Source organism: Candidatus Pantoea deserta, assembly GCF_003813865.1.
Lineage (GTDB): Bacteria > Pseudomonadota > Gammaproteobacteria > Enterobacterales > Enterobacteriaceae > Pantoea > Pantoea deserta.
On the sequence record NZ_RMVG01000016.1, the window covers coordinates 107,689 to 124,011 of the forward strand.

Genomic DNA, 16,323 nt, shown 5'->3' on the forward strand with positions numbered 1-16,323 from the left:
CTCCATTTCTTAAGCCACTGGCGGCGGATAATGAACGTCCTCAGGCGCTGAATCAATGCGACCTGTACAAAATGTGTGAAATCGGGCGCGTTTACTTCTACCGTTCAGGCAATACTCTTTATCGCCACAGAGAGGTCGCTATGTTAACTAACCTGTTTAGCCATTTTCCTGAAGCCGCTGAGCGCGGCACACAAGAGACATTTGAGGAGCTGCTATCCCGACCCGATGTCCGCATTGAGCGTATTATCTCTACCGGACAGGCGAGTCCGCCTGACTTCTGGTACAGCCAGCCGCAGGGCGAATGGGTCCTGGTGATGCAGGGTGCGGCGGGCCTGCAAATCGAGCACGAGGAGCAGGAGCGCGTGCTGCGCGCCGGTGACTTCGTGCATCTCCCCGCGCAGCTGCGCCACCGCGTTAACTGGACCAGCGACAAAGAGCCAACCATCTGGCTGGCCGTTCACTATGATTTGCCCCAGGCGTGCGACGACTAAGCGTCAGGACATTTGTCGGGCACTGCTTGCCAGCGGCGCCAGCACCATTTGCAGCAGGCTGGTCACCGCCAGCAGAGCCAGCGGCAGGGTCCAGCTGGCGCTCAGCTCATGCAACATGCCGAAGCAGAGCGGACCGGTCGCCGCCAGCGCATAGCCTATGCACTGCGCCATACCGGAGAGCTGCGACGCCTGGCGATGATCGCGCGCGCGCAGGTTAAACAGCGACAGACAAAGCACCAGCGACGCGCCTGCGCCTAATCCGGCAATCGTCAGCCACAGCGCCGCCAGCACTGGCAACAGCAACAGTCCCGTGACGCCGCAAAAAATCGCCGCGGAGGCGATAAAGGCCGTCACGCGCGCATCGCGCAGTCGCTTCAACGCCACCATGCAACCGAGATTGGCCACAATCGCGATCGCCTGATAGAGAAACAGAAGCCAGCCAGCCTCTGCCTGGCTAAAGCCCGTCGCCTGGGCATAGGGCGTAAACCAGTCGATAAGCGTATAAAAAGCCAGCGACTGTAGCCCCATAAACAGCGAAACCTGCCAGCCGATTGCCGAACGCCAGGGAGAGCTGACGGTGACAGCCGAGGCTGGCTGAACGCTGTGCGTCGGGCTGGCCGCGCGCGATGACAGCAGCGGCAGCCAGGCCAGCAGCGCTATCATGCCCGGTATGGCCCAGACCCCCAGAGAAAGCCGCCAGTCTGCGGATGAAACCGCCGCCAGCGGCACGGCGATGCCGGAGGCAAAGCTGGCGGTAAGCGACATGGTTGCGGCATAGAGTCCGATATATTTTGCGGTGTGCTGCGTAAAGTCACGCTTAATCAGCGGGGGCAACAGCACATTGGCAGCGGCAATACCGGCGCTGAGCATCAACGTGCCTGCCCACAGCATGATTTCACTGGGGAACCAGCGCGCGACGGAGCCAGACGTAATAAGCAGCAGAGCGCTCCACAGGCTGCGCTCCAGCCCAAAGCGATTGCCTGCCAGCGAGGCAACGGGCGCCAGCAGGGCGAACAGGATTAACGGGATAAAGTTAAAAAAACCAGCCGCCGCAGCGCTTAAACCAAAGGCGTGACGGATGTTTTCCAGCACCGGCCCGACCGCGGTGATCGGCGCGCGCAGATTCGCGGCGGTCAGCAGTAAAACCAGCAGAAAAAAACCAGACTGTGTAAAGCGCGAAGCGCGGGTAGCAGAAATCTGTTGAAGGCTCATAAGATCCGCATCACAAAGTGCGGCAATGCCGCTGTGGTGCGTTGGATAACGTTAACGCTTACGCATCAGGCGGGTAAGCCGCTGATGTCTGCGCGCTACTCTAATCACTCAGGCGGTCTCTGTAAAGTCAGGCAAAAGTTTCGCGACGCGACTATTTATAGGTGCGCTAAATAACTGAACGTTAATAAATGAGCAGAAATTATTTCTGTTTAAGGGAAACCGCCGCGCCAAATAAGCGAGCCGCAAAGAAAGTCGCCGTTAGTGTGTTCTCCACAGGGCAAAGCGGTTATTTAAGTGAGGCGGCAATACAGGGATAAATAAGAATATTCCTTAATAATCAATTCGCTTTTTCTACGCGCTCCGCTTTTATTAAATTTGCGCAATTGTACTTAGCATCTATTATTAATTTCTGTAGCGTCCTGGCCAGGAAAGCACTCACATAATCTGTTAAGAGGAACCTGTAATGGCGATTAAAACACTGGTCGATCTTTTTATTCACGATCTTTCTGATGTTTATAGTGCGGAAAAACAGATTACTCGTGCGCTGCCTAAAATGGCGCGGGCTGCCACAGACGAATCGTTAAAAGCCGCCTTTGAAACGCACCTGGAAGAGACGCGTGGCCAGATCGAACGTCTTGACCAAATTGTTGAAAAAACTGAAGAACTGCGTATTCGTCGTATGAAATGTCATGCCCTTGAAGGCCTGGTGGAAGAAGCGCAGGAGATTATTGAATCTGTTGAAGCGGGTCCGGTGCGTGACGCGGGATTAATTGGCGCGGCGCAAAAAGTTGAACACTATGAAATTGCGACCTACGGCACGCTGACGGCGATGGCGAAAAGACTGGGCTTTGACGAAGCGGCGAAATTACTGGCTGAAACGCTGAAGGAAGAAAAAGCCACGGATGAAAAGCTGAATGTTATTGCTGAGAAAACCAGCTAACACACCGTTTTGATGTAATGATTTTGCTGCACACTATTTTCCAAGAGGTGAATCATGACACACGAAGAAAATTATCTTGCCTGGTTGAAAGATGCTCACGCAATGGAAAAACAGGCAGAAAGCATGCTGGAAAAAATGGCTGCCCGTCTTGAGCACTATCCGGATTTAAAAGCGCGCATTCAGCAGCATATCGAAGAAACGCGTCAGCAGCAGAGCCTGTTACAGACCGTTATCGACCGTAATGACACCTCTCGCTCCGCCTTTAAAGATGCAATAGGCAAGCTCTCTGCGCTAGGTCAGGCAATGGGCGGAATGTTCGCCGATGACGAAGTCGTAAAAGGCGCGATCAGCGGCTATGTCTTTGAGCAGTTCGAAATTGCTAACTACACCTCGCTGATTGCCGCCGCGCAGCTGGTGGGCGATGAAGAAGGCGTACGGATTTTTGAGCAGATCCGCGAGCAGGAAATTGCTATGGCCGAATGGTGCCTGACCCATCTGCCGGACGTCACTCAGCAATTTATGACGCGCGACGCGGCTGAAGGCGTAGAAGCGAAAAAATAACGCCTGAGCCAGCCCCATAACAAGGGCGACATCTAACTGGAAAGGAAAGAGCAATGTTCAGACATGTGAAGAAATTGCAGTATACGGTCCGGGTTGAGAAGCCTAACCCCGGCCTGGCTAACCTGCTGCTTGAGCAGTTTGGCGGGCCACAGGGTGAGCTTGCGGCAGCGTGTCGCTACTTCACCCAGGGTCTGGGCGACGATGATCCAGGCCGTAAAGATATGCTGATGGATATCGCCACGGAAGAATTGAGTCACCTTGAGATTATCGGCTCCCTGGTGGGGATGCTGAATAAAGGCGCAAAAGGGAAACTTGCCGAGGGCACCGAAGAAGAGGGCGAACTCTACCGCACCATTACGGGCGCCGGTAATGACAGCCACTTAACCTCACTGCTGTATGGCGGTGGGCCGCCGTTAACCAACTCTGGCGGCGTACCCTGGACGGCGGCCTATATCGATACCATCGGAGAAGTCACGGCAGATTTACGTTCGAACATTGCTGCTGAGGCGCGCGCGAAAATTCTTTATGAGCGCCTCATTAATATGACAGACGATGTTGGCGTCAAAGACGCGCTGGGCTTTTTGATGACGCGTGAAGTGGCGCACCAGATCTCTTTTGAAAAGGCGCTCTACTCAATTCGCAACAATTTTCCGCCGGGCAAATTGCCGCCGATTGAGCAGTATTCCAATGTTTACTACAACATGTCGGCGGGCGAAGGAGATATTCGCGGAAGCTGGAATGCTGACGAGAACTTCGAGTATGTGGCCGATCCGTCACCGGCTGTCGACGGCGGCGACGGCGGGGCGACCGTCAATCTGCCGTCCGACCAGGCGTCTGACCTGGAAAATATGGCAAACCGTACGGCGTCTGACCGCAGCCTGAATCCCACCACTGGCGCAGAGCTTGGCTCAACGCAGGGTGAGGCCAGTCAGGTGAACTCGCCAAAACCCCGCTCGTAATGCCTCTCGCGTCAGCCAGTCCCGGCTGACGCGACTTTCTCTTTTATATTCTTCCGCGTTAATGAAATTCCGGTTCCGGGAAATGACCGCAGTCGTTCTGGCTGGGAGTTGTGCCGGGCTGGCAGGTCTGCTGCCGCGTTTCGCCAGAAGGCACGGGTTTTTCAGGGGCCAGCGGGCCGGAGTTACAGGCGCTCAGCAGGGTAACAAACAGGGTAAAGATGAGAAAACGCATATCCGCTCCTTGTGATGAGATGAAGAAAGCAAACAAACGTCGGTGGTCTGTCGTACAACCAGAGGCGTACAGATAAGTGTAGCTGGCGGCGGGAAAGTGTCGAAAAATCAGTGTGAAGCCGCCGGGGCGGCTTGCAAAATCAGAACAGGGCGAACATCAGGGCGACGGGGAAGCTCATCGGCCAGGTCGCGCCGACCAGAAAAGCGCTTAGCGCGCGAATTGACAGCTTATCCTTTGCGATGAAAAAAGTGATTAGCGTGGCAATCGAAGCCATAACGGCATAGAACACCAGCATATGTTGATAGAGGCTCATCAATACTCCGCATCGTTATAGTGGTTTTGCTGCGCACTATGCGGAAAATAGTGATCCAGATCAAGTAAAAGCCGTCAGGATGTTAAAGAAATAGCCACGGACGCCGACAACTCAACGTTACGGGCGATTTCAGGCTGAAACTGGCCCGTGAAAACGCGCCAAATCCTTCCGGCGCAAGGGCTGCCACGCGCGAAGGCGCATGGCGAAGCTGGTCAGCATCAGAGAAAACGGCGCTCAATATCACGCCAGTTATCAACGCGCGAGTAGCCCGTTTCCTGCTGATTCTGCGCAGTGGTAAACAAGATGCTTTCACCGGCAAACTGTGAAAAATGCTGTACGTCGGTATCAATCAGATAGTCAGCGTTCAGGATCCCTTTGCTGCCGCAGCAGATGATATTCATCGGGCTGATACAGGGGAAGTTCGCTTTGAGCCATTCCAGCTTCGCGGTCAGCGAGCGGGGAAACTCTACGGCGGTGGTGGTGATAAAAATCTCATACTCCTGCGCCAGGCGTTCAATAACGCGCTGCGCATCGGGCTGAGCCGGGAGTCCGGCATAAAAGCTCTCTTCACCGATCAGCTCTTCTATCTCAGCAAACAGCGTAGCGCGCGTCTGCTGCGGTTGCGTTCCCGCAGGCTGGTTAGGCTGTGAAGCCGGGGTAGTGGTTAATTTGTGGTTCAAGTCGATAATGACTTCATCCATCTCAATGGCGATACGTTTCATGTTTTCCCTCGTCAATCATAAAACCAGGGCAGCAAGAATATCAGCCGCACGGCTTCGCTTGTAGCATTTGTGTAAACCACGGTAAAACGGGTTAAAAAATAAACCAGTGAGGAACAGCACAAGCAGAGGAAAAAGAGGGTGAAAATGCCGCCATGACGGCGGCATAAAGCATCAGCTTTGCAGATAAAGCGTCTTAATGTCTTCCAGAGTGGCTTCCCGCGGATTTCCGCCGGTACAAACGTCGTCGAGCGCGGCCTGCGCCAGGGCAGGAATATCGTCAACCTTCAGCCCGACGTCGCGCAGCGAGGCCGGAATGCCGACATCGCGGCACAGCTGTTTTACCGCGTCCACGGCGGCGCGCCGCGCCTGTGGCAGCGACATAGACTCAACGTCGTTTACCCCCATCGCTCGCGCTATCTCCCGATACTTCTCGCCGGTGTAATCCGCGTTCCAGGCCATAACGGTGGGCAACAGAATGGCATTGGCGACGCCGTGCGGCACATTGTAAAACGCGCCCAGCGGATGCGCCATGCCATGCACCAGACCCAGACCCACGTTAGAAAATCCCATTCCGGCAACATACTGACCGAGCGCCATCTGCTCAACCGCCTGCATCTCTCCTTTAACCGAGTCGCGCAGTGACTGACTGATAATCTTGATGGCGTTCAGATGCAGCATATCGGTCAGGGTCCATGCGCCACGGGTAATGTAACCTTCAATCGCATGCGTCAGAGCGTCAATGCCGGTCGCGGCCTTGAGTGCCGGCGGCATGCTGGCCATCATTTCCGCGTCGATGATTGCTACTTCAGGAATATCGTGCGGGTCGATGCAGACAAACTTCCGACGCCTCTCTTCATCGGTGATCACATAGTTAATGGTGACTTCTGCGGCGGTCCCCGCCGTGGTTGGGATGGCGATCAGCGTGACGCTGGGGTTGCGCGTCGGCGCAAACCCTTCAAGGCTACGCACGTCCTCAAATTCCGGATTATTAATGATGATGCCGATCGCTTTACTGGTGTCCTGCGGCGAACCGCCGCCAATCGCTATCAGATAGTCGGCTTCAGCCTGCTTAAAGACTGCCACGCCGCGCTGCACCACGGCAATGGTCGGATTAGGCACCACCTCATCATACAGCGCCCAGTGAAGCTGATGGGCGTCCAGAATATCGGTCACGCGCTTCACCGCGCCAGCCGCCACCAGCGCCTTGTCGGTTACGATCAGCGCTTTGGTCAGGCCGCGTCGCTGCACCTCCTCCGGCAGGTGACGAATGGCGCCAGCGCCGAAAAAAGCGGTCTCATTCAGAATCATACGTTGTGTCATAGTCACATCCTTGATTAGCAAAATTCCCATTACCATCCCGCGTATTGCCGCTGCGGTTCTGTCGGGCAGGTCACATTACTGACCGCAGACAATTGACTGAAATCAAGAGATTAGCGGTTAACCGCCTGTGAGCGCGGATGGCGAGAAACAGAGAAAGCCATTCCTGCCAGGCAAGTTTCTCAGCCTCTGTTAGCCTCAAGAGGAGCATCAGGCTTTCACAAACGGAGGAAATAATGGCAAAACCGCAAAATCAGGGCTGGAAACTGGCCTCGCGTCCGCATGGTAAACCGGTGCAGGAGAACTTTGAATTTGGCGAATTGCCTTTACCGTCGCTGAATGAAGGGGATCTGCTACTGCGCACCGTTTATCTGTCACTCGATCCCTACATGCGCGGGCGCATGAGCGATGCGAAATCCTATGCCGAGCCGGTCAAACTGGGTGAGGTAATGGTCGGCGGCACGGTAAGTCGAGTCGTAGAGTCACGCCATGCTGATTTCCAGCCTGGCGACTGGATACTGTCGAACGGCGGCTGGCAGACTTATTCTGTTGCGCCTGCCTCTGAGGTGAGAAAGCTGGGCAACGATCTGTCGAATCCTTCCTGGGCGCTGGGCGTGCTGGGTATGCCAGGTTTTACCGCCTATATGGGATTACTGGATATCGGCGCGCCGCAGCCAGGCGAAACCCTTGTGGTCGCCGCCGCCACCGGTCCGGTGGGGGCAACGGTCGGCCAGATTGGCAAGAAAAAGGGCTGTCGCGTCATTGGCATTGCAGGCGGCGAAGAGAAGTGTCGTCATGCCGTAGAGGTGCTGGGCTTTGACCTCTGCCTGGATCATTATCAGGACGATCTGGCGCAACAGCTGGAAAAAGCCTGCCCGGACGGTATCGACATCTATTATGAGAACGTCGGCGGTAAAGTCTTTGATGCCGTACTGCCGCTGCTTAATACCAAAGCGCGCATTCCGGTTTGCGGCCTCGTTTCCGGCTATAGCGCTACCGATCTGCCGGACGGGCCGGATCGGCTGTCGCTGCTGATGGCGACCATTCTGAAAAAACGCCTGCGGGTGCAGGGATTTATTATCTTCAACGACTACGGTCATCGCTATCAGGAATTCTTAGACGTAATGGCGCCGTGGGTAGAGAAAGGGGAAATTCGCTATCGCGAACACGTCGTTGACGGGCTGCAAAATGCGCCGAAGGCGTTCTTCGCGATGCTGGAAGGGAAAAATTTCGGTAAAACCGTGGTACGCGTGGCGCAGGACGACGCCTGAGGATGAACTGTCCCGCCCGCTGGCGGGACAGTGATTATGCCGGGATCAGTTTTTCCTGTTTGAGACGATCGAACAGCGCGAAAAGATCGTCGCGCGTGCTGTGATAGCCAGTAAAGCCCGCTTTACGGCTCTTGCTCATATCCGTAAATACCTCCATCGGGCGGCCTAAGTCTGCATCGGTGTGCCACCAGGAGACCAGTCGATGAATATCCTGCTCGCGTAGCTGATAATGCTGCGCCACCGCTCGCCACTGCGCTTCTGCGTCAGTCATGCGCTGCTCCAGCGGCTGAATTTCTTCCGGCAGCGGCTGCGCCTCAATACCAAAGTAAGCGGCGATTTCACCCCACATCCATTTCCAGCGGAACACATCGCCGTTAACGGTGTTGAAGTCTTGATTCTGCGCGCCGGGCGCGCGCGTTGCCCACTCCAGCTGCTCTGCCACCAGCGAGGCGCTGCTCATATCAGTGATGCCATGCCACTGCGCCGCCGAACCAGGGAAAATAAACGGCAGATTGTGGAATTTGCACAGAGATGCATAGACCGCCAGGGTTTGCCCCATGTTCATCGCATTGCCCAGCGCGTAGCCGATTACGGTGTGGGGGCGATGCACGCTCCACTGGTAGCCATATTTTTCTGCCCCGGCGAAAAGCTCATCTTCCTGCGCGTAGTAGAAGTTATCCACCGGCTGTCGTCCCTGCTCTTCACGAAACGGCGTCAATGGCACCGCGCCTTTGCCATAGGCGTCAAACGGACCCAGATAGTGCTTAAGACCGGTCACCAGCGCAACGTGACTGCCGCGCAGCCGATCGCCCAGCGCCTCGATAACGTTGCGCACCATCGCGCCGTTAACGCGGATATTCTCTTTCTCTGTCTCCTGACGCGCCCAGACGCTAAAAAACAGCGCATCGGGCTGAATCGCTTTCAGCGCGTCGTTAACCGATTCTGCGGAGGTCAGGTCGGCGTTAAGCGCATGACAGCCTTGCGGCACGGGCGTACGGCCGCGTGACAGACCATAAACTTCCCAGCCATCCGCCAGCAGACGCTCAGCCGTTGCGGTTCCGATGACGCCACTGATCCCGGCGATAAGGGCTTTCTTTGACATGCAGTACTCCCTTTAGTGTTGGCGTTGTCGCAAAAGGGGAGTGTAGACGCTGTTTGCAAGGTAAGCTTAACGCGAGAGGAAATCAGGCCGTTTACAACAAAGAAATTTACAGGCGGCCCGACTGCTTATTCCAGAAATAATTTATGCGATAAATTACCTGTATCCCTGATGCAGGCGGCGCGTTTTTTATCAAAAGACAACATAACGCTTTTTTATAACAGGAAGTCTCTCAGAAGAAAAAACCTGACCATAAAGGTCAGGTCGCTAAAATAGCAAACACCAGGGAGTGACCCTTGTTCAGACGGAAGGCATAGAACTTCCGCAAATTGAACGCGCTAATCTTACTTTTATTTAATTTCTTTTCAATAGGGTGAGGGGCGTTATTTAATGATATAAAAATGAAAAAATAGCTGATCGAAGCCATGAAATTATTTTAAGGAAAAATTCAAGTAGTTGATTTTTGTGATAAAAAATTAAACTTACCTACGGACTTAATAGATGGAGATGGAGAGGTAATAACCTTTTCGGCAACATCAATGATCATTTGGTTATAAAATTGTTTGACAAAAAAATTGTGGCGGGGTAAATCTGTTTTAAATGCTAAGGTGAATTATTAATAATGCAATATTATATGCGAAGAATTGATGGGTGACTATTCCCCCGCCTGTTTCTCATCAGTCGCTGTTATCCTGTCAGGTTACTTAACTTACAGAACCCGCAGAGGTTCGGCACGAAATAGTTTTCTGGTTCTATTCGGTGCCGGGGCAGTTTATCTCTCTGATTCATCCATACCAGCTATATCCTTTTGGCTCGCGTGAAAATCCGACGCGACGAAGCGCATCAATTAGCGGCGACTGGCCTGCGGGTTTGCCATCAATGGTTTCCAGCGTAAACCCAGAGGCTCTTTCGCGCCGCAGCGCGCCCGCCAGCGCGGCGACAGCGCCCCGCTGCCAGTCCGCCTCACCATAACTCAGCAGCTCTTTGCCGCCTTGCGCCAGATAAAGCGCCAGCTGTCCATGGCAAATCACGATCAGCGCGCCGCTACGACGGGCCGGGCGCGTCGTAGCGGGATGGGCCGGCCAGCGCAGGGTCTGGCCAAAGGGATTCGCCGGATCGATGGCCGAGAGCGCGACGGCCTGAGGATCCTGTCCGGTACGCTCAGCCAGAATGCGCAGCCGCTCAATGGTCGCCTGCTCGGCGAACTGCGCGCCGCCAAGTCCGCTGATAAAGCGCCCGCGCAGTACCCGTCCCGCGTCTTCCAGCCCACGCATAACGGGTTGCAGCGCCGGAAAGCCGCCAGGCACCTGCTCCGCGATGGCCGCACTGCGCGTCACCACGCCCCAGCGATCCAGCATATTCTCGGCAATGGATAACGCCAGTTGGGCGGATGGGACCCCGGAACGGGTAAGGCGCGACCAGCGACCAGGCAGCGCTGGCGTGACGGTACGCCCCAGAGTCAGGCTGACGCGTCCGCGCCGGGTACGCAGTGAACGCGTCGGCCTGGCGCGCGCGCTGTGCGTCATGCTGGTCAGCTGGCGCAGCGCCGCCCAGGTATCCGACGTGACGTATCCTGCCCACGCCAGTTCCCACAGAGCCGTATGAATTTGCGCCTCGTCAACCTCAGGTAACCGCTCTGAGACAGACGCGGCGATCTGATGGGCAAACCACGCGCCGCCCCGATCCAGCAGCGCAAGCAGGGTTTCATGCAGCGGCGTCAGACGCAGCGCCTCGCTGCCCGATGACAGCGGAAGCAGGGTTTCGGCAACATAGTCCCTAAGATGCAGCGACACCAGACCGTCATTGTGGCCGAGTGCGCGTTCGCCAGCCCAGAGCGCCTCGCCTGCGGAAAGCAGTTCGTCCAGCATGGCGGGCTGATAGTCATAAACGCGCGCGGGGAAAATCTGCGTTTGCCAGATCGACGCGGGCAGCGCCAGCCCGGCAAGCTGCTCGATAACGCGGGCTACGCCGTCGACGCCCTCATAGCTTCCCTGCGCCGCCTCGCCGATCACTCCCTGCCGCTCAAGTAGCAGCGAGACCCAGGCCTGGGGCGGAACGGGTTTCGTTGCCTCTCGCGCCGCCTGTAGCGAGTGAATGCGCAGGCGTTTAAACACCTCCTCGCTGACCCACTGCGCGTGCCACATGGAAGCGTCCCCGGCGACGGAGAGTCCGAAATCGCCCTTCAGCAGTTTGCCCTGTTCGCGCAATCGCTCCAGCCCGGCGCTGACCACCGCCGGGCCGAGTCCGAAATGGCGCGCTATCTGGTCGGTGGTAAAAGGGGTATGGGTGCGCGCATAGCGGCTAAGCAGATCGCGCAGCGGATCGGCAACCGGCTGTAAAAAGGCAGCAGGAATGCTGTCAGGTAGCGCGACGCCCAGCCCGTCGCGCAGGCGCGCCGCATCTTCTATGGCCGCCCAGCGTTGCTCGCCCGCAAGGGTAACGTTGATGACGCGATGGGCCTGGGCCAGCGCCAGCGCCGCCGCGTGCGCATCGCCGCGAAAGCGCGCCGCCAGCGCTTCTGTGCTCAGCGGTCCTGTTTCACGAAGCAGATCGGCGACGCCCTCTTTATCGCCGATCTGATAGCGGGGCGCGCGCCGTTGCAGCTCTTCGCCTACCTGAAATACCACATCGGCGTCGAGCAGGTCGCGCATATTGACCTGGCCAAGCAGTTCGCTGAGTAAGCCGCTGTCGAGCGCCAGCAGCGAGGCGCGCCGTTCCGCCTGCGGCGCATCGGTGGCGTAAATAAATTCAGCGACATAGCCAAACAGCAGCGGAGCGGCCAGCGGCGACGGTACTTCGGTGGTGACTTCCGCAAACTGCACGCTGCCATGTTGAATGCGCTGCATCAGCTGATGCAGCGCGGGCAGGTCGTAAACATCCTGAAGACATTCGCGCGCGGTTTCGATCAGGATGGGAAAATCGGGATAGTCGCGCGCCACCGCCAGCAGCTCTCCGGCGCGCAGTCGCTGCTGCCACAGCGGAGAACGCTTGCCGGGCGTGCGGCGCGGCAGCAGCAACGCTCGCGCCGCGCACTCGCGAAAGCGCGCGGCAAACAGAGCAGACTGTGCGGTGGCCTCGATGACAACGCGTTGCAGGGTGTCGGCGTCGAACTGAAAAAGCTCTGCGCCGGGCACACGCCCCTCAGTATCGGGGAAACGCGCAACGATGCCGTCATCGCTGGCCACGATGGCTGGCTCCAGCCCCATACGGCGACGAATGCGTTCGGCGACCGCCAGCGCCCAGGGCGCATGCACGCGCTGTCCCCAGGGGGAGTGCAGGATCACGCGCCAGTCGCCATTTTCATCGCGGCAGCGCTCGATCAACAGCGTGCGGTCAGTGGGCACCCGGCCTGTGGCCTCGCGCTGTTCCACCAGCAGGGTGCGAATATTGTGCTGCGCATTGCTGTCCATCCAGTGCGGATCCTGCACGCTCTCCGCTTCGGCCTCGCGCAGGAAGCGGCCAATGCGTTCGCCCAGCAGCGCGGATCTGCCCAGCCCTTCGCCGCGCCAGAAAGGCAGCCGGGCCGAGCGCCCAGGCGCAGGCACCACAACCACCTGATCGTGCGTAATCTGCTGGATACGCCATGAAGTGGCGCCCAGGGTAATAATGTCGTTTACCCGCGACTCATACACCATCTCTTCATCCAGCTCGCCTACGCGGCGCGATCCGGCCTGTTCCTCTCCCTCCGGCAGCATGACGCTGAATGAGCCGCGATCGGGAATGGTGCCGCCGCTGGTGACAGCCAGATGCTGCGCGCCGGGACGCGCGCTGAGCAGGTTTGCTTCACGGTCCCATATCAGGCGCGGCCGCAGCTGAGCAAAGTCATCGGCCGGATATTTGCCTGCCAGCATATCCAGCGTGGCGTCAAACAGACTACGCGGCAGGGTGCGAAAGGGATCGGCGCGCCGCACGGTAGCGAACCATGTTTCCACGGAAAGAGGCTCCATCGCGACGGCGGCGACCGTTTGCTGCGCCAGCACGTCGAGCGGATTATGCGGTGGGGCGACAGGTTCCAGTTCGCCGTTCAGCATGCACTGCACGGTAACGGCGGCATCGATCAGATCGCGACGCGTGCGCGGAAAGACGATACCGCTGGAGATGCCCCCGACCTGGTGGCTGGCGCGCCCGACGCGCTGAAGCGCACTGGCAACCGACAGCGGCGCGCCGACCTGAATCACTAAGTCCACCGTGCCCATATCAATACCCAGCTCAAGACTGGAGGTCGCCACAACGCAGCGCAGCGCGCCGGATTTTAAGGCGTCTTCGATCTCTCGGCGCTGCTCTTTCGACACGGAGCCGTGATGGGAGCGGGCAAGGGCAAGCGGCACATCCTCGCTGCGCCTCGTCGTGCCGCCGCTAAAGGAGCCAAAGGCCTGAGCAGGCTCCGCCGCCTTCCATTCCGTATTAAAATCAGCGGCGTAGCGCTCGTTAAGGCGCGCGGTCAGTTTTTCCGCCAGGCCACGAGAGTTGACGAAAATCAGGGTGGTGCGCCGGGCCAGCACCGCCTCCAGAATGCGCTGCTCGATATGCGGCCAGATAGAGCCGGACGCGCCGCTGTTATCGCTACTCGCTATATCGGTCATATCCTCAACCGGCACGCTAACCTGCATCGCCAGCGCGCGATGTGCGGCGGGGTTAACAATCACCGTCTCCTGCACGCCGCCGAGAAACTGCGCGACGCGCTCAACGGGGCGCACGGTAGCAGACAGTCCGATACGCTGCGCCGGCTGCGGCAGCAGGCAATCAAGCCTTTCCAGGCTGAGCGCCAGCTGCGAGCCGCGTTTACTGCCCGCAACCGCATGAACCTCATCCAGAATCAGCGTAGTCACGCCGCGCAGGGCTTCGCGGGCGCGTGACGTCAGCATCAGAAACAGCGACTCTGGCGTGGTGATAAGAATATCCGGCGGCGTCCGCTGAAGCGCGGCGCGTTCAGCGCGGGTGGTATCCCCTGAACGCATGCCGACCGTTAAGGTAATAGCCGGTTCGCCGCCCTGGCGTCGCTGCTGGCAAACTCCTTCCAGCGGCAGCCGCAAATTGCGCTGAACATCCGCCGCCAGCGCCTTGACCGGTGAAATATAGAGGATGCGCGTGCGGGTCGCCCTGTCCGGCGAGTCCTGCTGTTCACGTTCGCGAAACAGCGCGTCGATAGCGTGCAGAAAGGCCGCCAGGGTTTTGCCTGAACCCGTAGGCGCGATAACTAACGCATGTTTGCCGCTGGCGATGGCGTCCCATGCCGCCAGCTGTACCGGAGTAGGGGCAGCGAACGTCGTTTTGAACCAGCGCTGGGTTGCAGGGGCAAAGCGTGTCAGAGAGATAGCCGTAGCGGACATAGAAAATAACATCAACGTGTTTGTCGGGAATGCCTAAGCGTAGACGCTGAAGCCGGGTGTTGCGCATGGGACAGAGTGCGACCGCCGCGTCTCTGCTGCTCTTTATTCTCTGTTGGCAGGCCGGTTGCGTTTATCTCTTCCATACTCAGGTTCCAGACATTCAAACGGAGACAGACGTTATGAGATTAGCAAGCCTTGTTTTGCTGGCCGTTTTGCCCTCGGTCAGTTTCGCGGCTGCGCCCCTTTTTACGCTGCAATCAAAGGATTTTACTGATAACGGGTTTTTATCAACGTCCTTTGCCGGGAACAATAAAAGCAACGCCGCCTGCACGGGCGAAAATGTGTCGCCCGCGCTGAACTGGTCGAATGCGCCGCAGGGAACCCACAGCTTTGCGCTGCTGGTCACCGATCCGGTCGGCGGAAAAGGGCTGGGCGTGACCCATATGGTGGTCTACAACATTCCTGCCGCAACGACCTTTTTCGCGCAGGGGGCGCTGACAACAGGGAAAGGCTATACCGGCGGCAAAAATTCACCCGGCACCCCTGACTGGTACGGTCCCTGCCCGCCGGTCGGCAGTGGTATACATCACTATAACTTCGTGGTAATCGCCACCGATTTGCCGCCAGATCAACTTAAAGCAGGCCTGACGCATGATGAACTGCTGAAACAGCTTAAAGATCATGCGCTGGGCGCGGCATCGCTGGTGGGGCGATTCAGCAACGATCCGCAGAGCTGAAACGCATCGTCCGGCGTGTACAGTCTGCGAAACAGGCAGGCTGACGCTGCCTGAGATGCCGGGCTAATCGACCGGTAAAAGTCGAGCCTTCTGTCACCGCACGACAGGGTAGCCAGCGGAGCGGTTGCGCGCCACTCAGACGCTGAGGAATCGGGCCAGCTTCAGACAAGCAGGAGGCAAATATGCAACCTGCGCTACTGCGCTTTACGGGTAGCGTCTTTCGCGTGACCAAAACAGAAACGTCATTTGTTCTGTACCGATGAAAGCTACACAAGGAGAGCAATTCTGAAAGTCTTTAGCGAGGCGGCGTACAACAACCCGCTAAGAGCAGCGTTGTCAAAAAAACGCTATCTGTGCGTCAGGGCAAAAAAAAGCCCGTGTTCAAACGGGCGCAATGCAATTAAGGATAACTGAGAACATCGGGTCTTATTATTACTATTATGACTTTCAGCTTCCCGTTACAGGAAGCAAGCCTGGTGCCCAGCCCTTTTTACCCATCACACGCATGACAAGGACTGGATTAATTCCCCTGGTATGGCAACTAATAATTAGTTTGCTTAGTGATAAAAGGGGGAGTCTGTTAATAGCGGCCAAATAGCATGCGAATAAGCCGATAATAGACTCTCTCTTCCTCCTGACATCCAGCATGTTCAAGTCGCTTCAGCAATTTGCAGCAAATGGCTTTACGATTGATTGGCTTTTCAGCACTCATTAATTCACAAACGATCTTCCCTACAGTCAGGTAGCGGATAGCTGCTTCATCACTGAGATGTTGTTCTCTCAGGGTGCAGGAAAGCGTTTCGCTACTTTTGTCTGGCATAGAACCCCCAGCAAATAACGGTATTTAAAAAAACTGTTTCTGCAGCAGGCTTATTATATTCAGGCCAGGCGTTAGCCAGCTCAAGCCAGCAGTAAACTGTGCAAGAGTGTATTAATGCAGAGTGATCGCCGCAGCGCTTATTGCGCGGCTTTTTCCGATGACGGACGTCGGCTGACTTTTCCGCCGGTACGTCCCGCTTCAACCGCGCGCTCGCGGTTATTTTTGAAATTGCCGCCGCTCATCTGGCCGCCTTTGCGTCCTGCTTCACGAGCCCTTTCTGGATTTTCTGCAAAATTGCCAGAACCACCGCGCCGTTGGA

At 57.0% G+C, this 16,323-nt stretch carries 15 protein-coding genes; 6 read left to right on the forward strand and 9 right to left on the reverse strand.

The window, feature by feature from the left end; genetic code table 11:
* The first annotated feature begins 140 nt into the window (after positions 1 to 140).
* Positions 141 to 491, forward strand: coding sequence for a cupin domain-containing protein (locus BBB56_RS18105; protein ID WP_123802327.1), 351 nt, complete (start codon positions 141 to 143; stop codon positions 489 to 491).
* A gap of 3 nt (positions 492 to 494) precedes the next feature.
* Here BBB56_RS18105 and BBB56_RS18110 read toward each other — a convergent pair whose 3' ends face one another.
* Complete coding sequence (locus BBB56_RS18110) at positions 495 to 1,703, reverse strand: CynX/NimT family MFS transporter (protein WP_123802328.1); 1,209 nt, start codon at positions 1,701 to 1,703, stop codon at positions 495 to 497.
* Between the two features lie 463 nt (positions 1,704 to 2,166).
* Between BBB56_RS18110 and BBB56_RS18115 the strand changes: the two genes are divergently transcribed.
* From BBB56_RS18115 to BBB56_RS18125, 3 genes are read left to right on the forward strand one after another with little or no spacing between them, the layout of a single operon-like run.
* Positions 2,167 to 2,643, forward strand: a complete 477-nt coding sequence (locus tag BBB56_RS18115; RefSeq protein ID WP_123802329.1) for a YciE/YciF ferroxidase family protein — start codon at positions 2,167 to 2,169, stop codon at positions 2,641 to 2,643.
* Between the two features lie 54 nt (positions 2,644 to 2,697).
* Positions 2,698 to 3,204 carry a ferritin-like domain-containing protein gene (locus tag BBB56_RS18120; protein WP_199756258.1) on the forward strand — a complete coding sequence of 169 codons (507 nt, stop codon included), beginning with the start codon at positions 2,698 to 2,700 and terminating at the stop codon, positions 3,202 to 3,204.
* A gap of 53 nt (positions 3,205 to 3,257) precedes the next feature.
* Positions 3,258 to 4,163, forward strand: a complete 906-nt coding sequence (locus BBB56_RS18125) for a manganese catalase family protein (RefSeq protein WP_123802331.1) — start codon at positions 3,258 to 3,260, stop codon at positions 4,161 to 4,163.
* A gap of 58 nt (positions 4,164 to 4,221) precedes the next feature.
* Here BBB56_RS18125 and BBB56_RS23660 read toward each other — a convergent pair whose 3' ends face one another.
* The 4 genes from BBB56_RS23660 to fucO form a co-directional block, all read right to left on the reverse strand.
* Positions 4,222 to 4,395, reverse strand: coding sequence for a hypothetical protein (locus tag BBB56_RS23660; RefSeq protein WP_199756259.1), 174 nt, complete (start codon positions 4,393 to 4,395; stop codon positions 4,222 to 4,224).
* 139 nt (positions 4,396 to 4,534) lie between these two features.
* Positions 4,535 to 4,708 (reverse strand): GhoT/OrtT family toxin, encoded by a 174-nt coding sequence (locus BBB56_RS18130; RefSeq protein WP_103797032.1) that lies wholly within the window; start codon positions 4,706 to 4,708, stop codon positions 4,535 to 4,537.
* A gap of 218 nt (positions 4,709 to 4,926) precedes the next feature.
* A complete protein-coding gene (locus tag BBB56_RS18135; protein ID WP_123802332.1) occupies positions 4,927 to 5,430 on the reverse strand; it encodes a 5' nucleotidase, NT5C type in 504 nt (167 codons plus the stop codon).
* A gap of 171 nt (positions 5,431 to 5,601) precedes the next feature.
* On the reverse strand, positions 5,602 to 6,750 hold the full coding sequence (gene fucO, locus BBB56_RS18140) for a lactaldehyde reductase (RefSeq protein ID WP_123802333.1): 1,149 nt from the start codon (positions 6,748 to 6,750) through the stop codon (positions 5,602 to 5,604).
* Between the two features lie 233 nt (positions 6,751 to 6,983).
* On the opposite strand from fucO, the gene curA reads away from it, so the two are divergent.
* Positions 6,984 to 8,018 carry an NADPH-dependent curcumin/dihydrocurcumin reductase gene (gene curA, locus BBB56_RS18145; RefSeq protein WP_123802334.1) on the forward strand — a complete coding sequence of 345 codons (1,035 nt, stop codon included), beginning with the start codon at positions 6,984 to 6,986 and terminating at the stop codon, positions 8,016 to 8,018.
* 34 nt (positions 8,019 to 8,052) lie between these two features.
* Here curA and BBB56_RS18150 read toward each other — a convergent pair whose 3' ends face one another.
* Positions 8,053 to 9,120 (reverse strand): SDR family oxidoreductase, encoded by a 1,068-nt coding sequence (locus BBB56_RS18150; RefSeq protein ID WP_123802335.1) that lies wholly within the window; start codon positions 9,118 to 9,120, stop codon positions 8,053 to 8,055.
* Between the two features lie 782 nt (positions 9,121 to 9,902).
* Entirely contained in the window at positions 9,903 to 14,447 is a 4,545-nt protein-coding gene (locus BBB56_RS18155; protein WP_370661868.1) for an ATP-dependent helicase, read from the reverse strand.
* A 179-nt stretch (positions 14,448 to 14,626) separates the two neighbouring features.
* Here BBB56_RS18155 and BBB56_RS18160 point away from each other — a divergent pair, with 179 nt between their 5' ends.
* Entirely contained in the window at positions 14,627 to 15,184 is a 558-nt protein-coding gene (locus tag BBB56_RS18160) for a YbhB/YbcL family Raf kinase inhibitor-like protein (protein WP_123802337.1), read from the forward strand.
* A 580-nt stretch (positions 15,185 to 15,764) separates the two neighbouring features.
* On the opposite strand, the gene BBB56_RS18165 is transcribed toward BBB56_RS18160, so the two are convergent.
* On the reverse strand, positions 15,765 to 16,004 hold the full coding sequence (locus tag BBB56_RS18165; RefSeq protein ID WP_123802338.1) for a biofilm development regulator YmgB/AriR family protein: 240 nt from the start codon (positions 16,002 to 16,004) through the stop codon (positions 15,765 to 15,767).
* Positions 16,005 to 16,141: 137 nt separating this feature from the next.
* Positions 16,142 to 16,323: con-10 family general stress protein (locus BBB56_RS18170; protein ID WP_123802339.1), on the reverse strand; the 182-nt coding region annotated here is incomplete at its 5' end.

Coding starts and splice junctions, on each gene's coding strand:
- BBB56_RS18105 (WP_123802327.1), top strand. CDS start 141: ATGTTAACTAACCTGTTTAGCCATTTTCCTGAAGCCGCTGAGCGCGGC.
- BBB56_RS18110 (WP_123802328.1), bottom strand. CDS start 1,703: ATGAGCCTTCAACAGATTTCTGCTACCCGCGCTTCGCGCTTTACACAG.
- BBB56_RS18115 (WP_123802329.1), top strand. CDS start 2,167: ATGGCGATTAAAACACTGGTCGATCTTTTTATTCACGATCTTTCTGAT.
- BBB56_RS18120 (WP_199756258.1), top strand. CDS start 2,698: ATGACACACGAAGAAAATTATCTTGCCTGGTTGAAAGATGCTCACGCA.
- BBB56_RS18125 (WP_123802331.1), top strand. CDS start 3,258: ATGTTCAGACATGTGAAGAAATTGCAGTATACGGTCCGGGTTGAGAAG.
- BBB56_RS23660 (WP_199756259.1), bottom strand. CDS start 4,395: ATGCGTTTTCTCATCTTTACCCTGTTTGTTACCCTGCTGAGCGCCTGT.
- BBB56_RS18130 (WP_103797032.1), bottom strand. CDS start 4,708: ATGAGCCTCTATCAACATATGCTGGTGTTCTATGCCGTTATGGCTTCG.
- BBB56_RS18135 (WP_123802332.1), bottom strand. CDS start 5,430: ATGAAACGTATCGCCATTGAGATGGATGAAGTCATTATCGACTTGAAC.
- fucO (WP_123802333.1), bottom strand. CDS start 6,750: ATGACACAACGTATGATTCTGAATGAGACCGCTTTTTTCGGCGCTGGC.
- curA (WP_123802334.1), top strand. CDS start 6,984: ATGGCAAAACCGCAAAATCAGGGCTGGAAACTGGCCTCGCGTCCGCAT.
- BBB56_RS18150 (WP_123802335.1), bottom strand. CDS start 9,120: ATGTCAAAGAAAGCCCTTATCGCCGGGATCAGTGGCGTCATCGGAACC.
- BBB56_RS18155 (WP_370661868.1), bottom strand. CDS start 14,447: ATGTCCGCTACGGCTATCTCTCTGACACGCTTTGCCCCTGCAACCCAG.
- BBB56_RS18160 (WP_123802337.1), top strand. CDS start 14,627: ATGAGATTAGCAAGCCTTGTTTTGCTGGCCGTTTTGCCCTCGGTCAGT.
- BBB56_RS18165 (WP_123802338.1), bottom strand. CDS start 16,004: ATGCCAGACAAAAGTAGCGAAACGCTTTCCTGCACCCTGAGAGAACAA.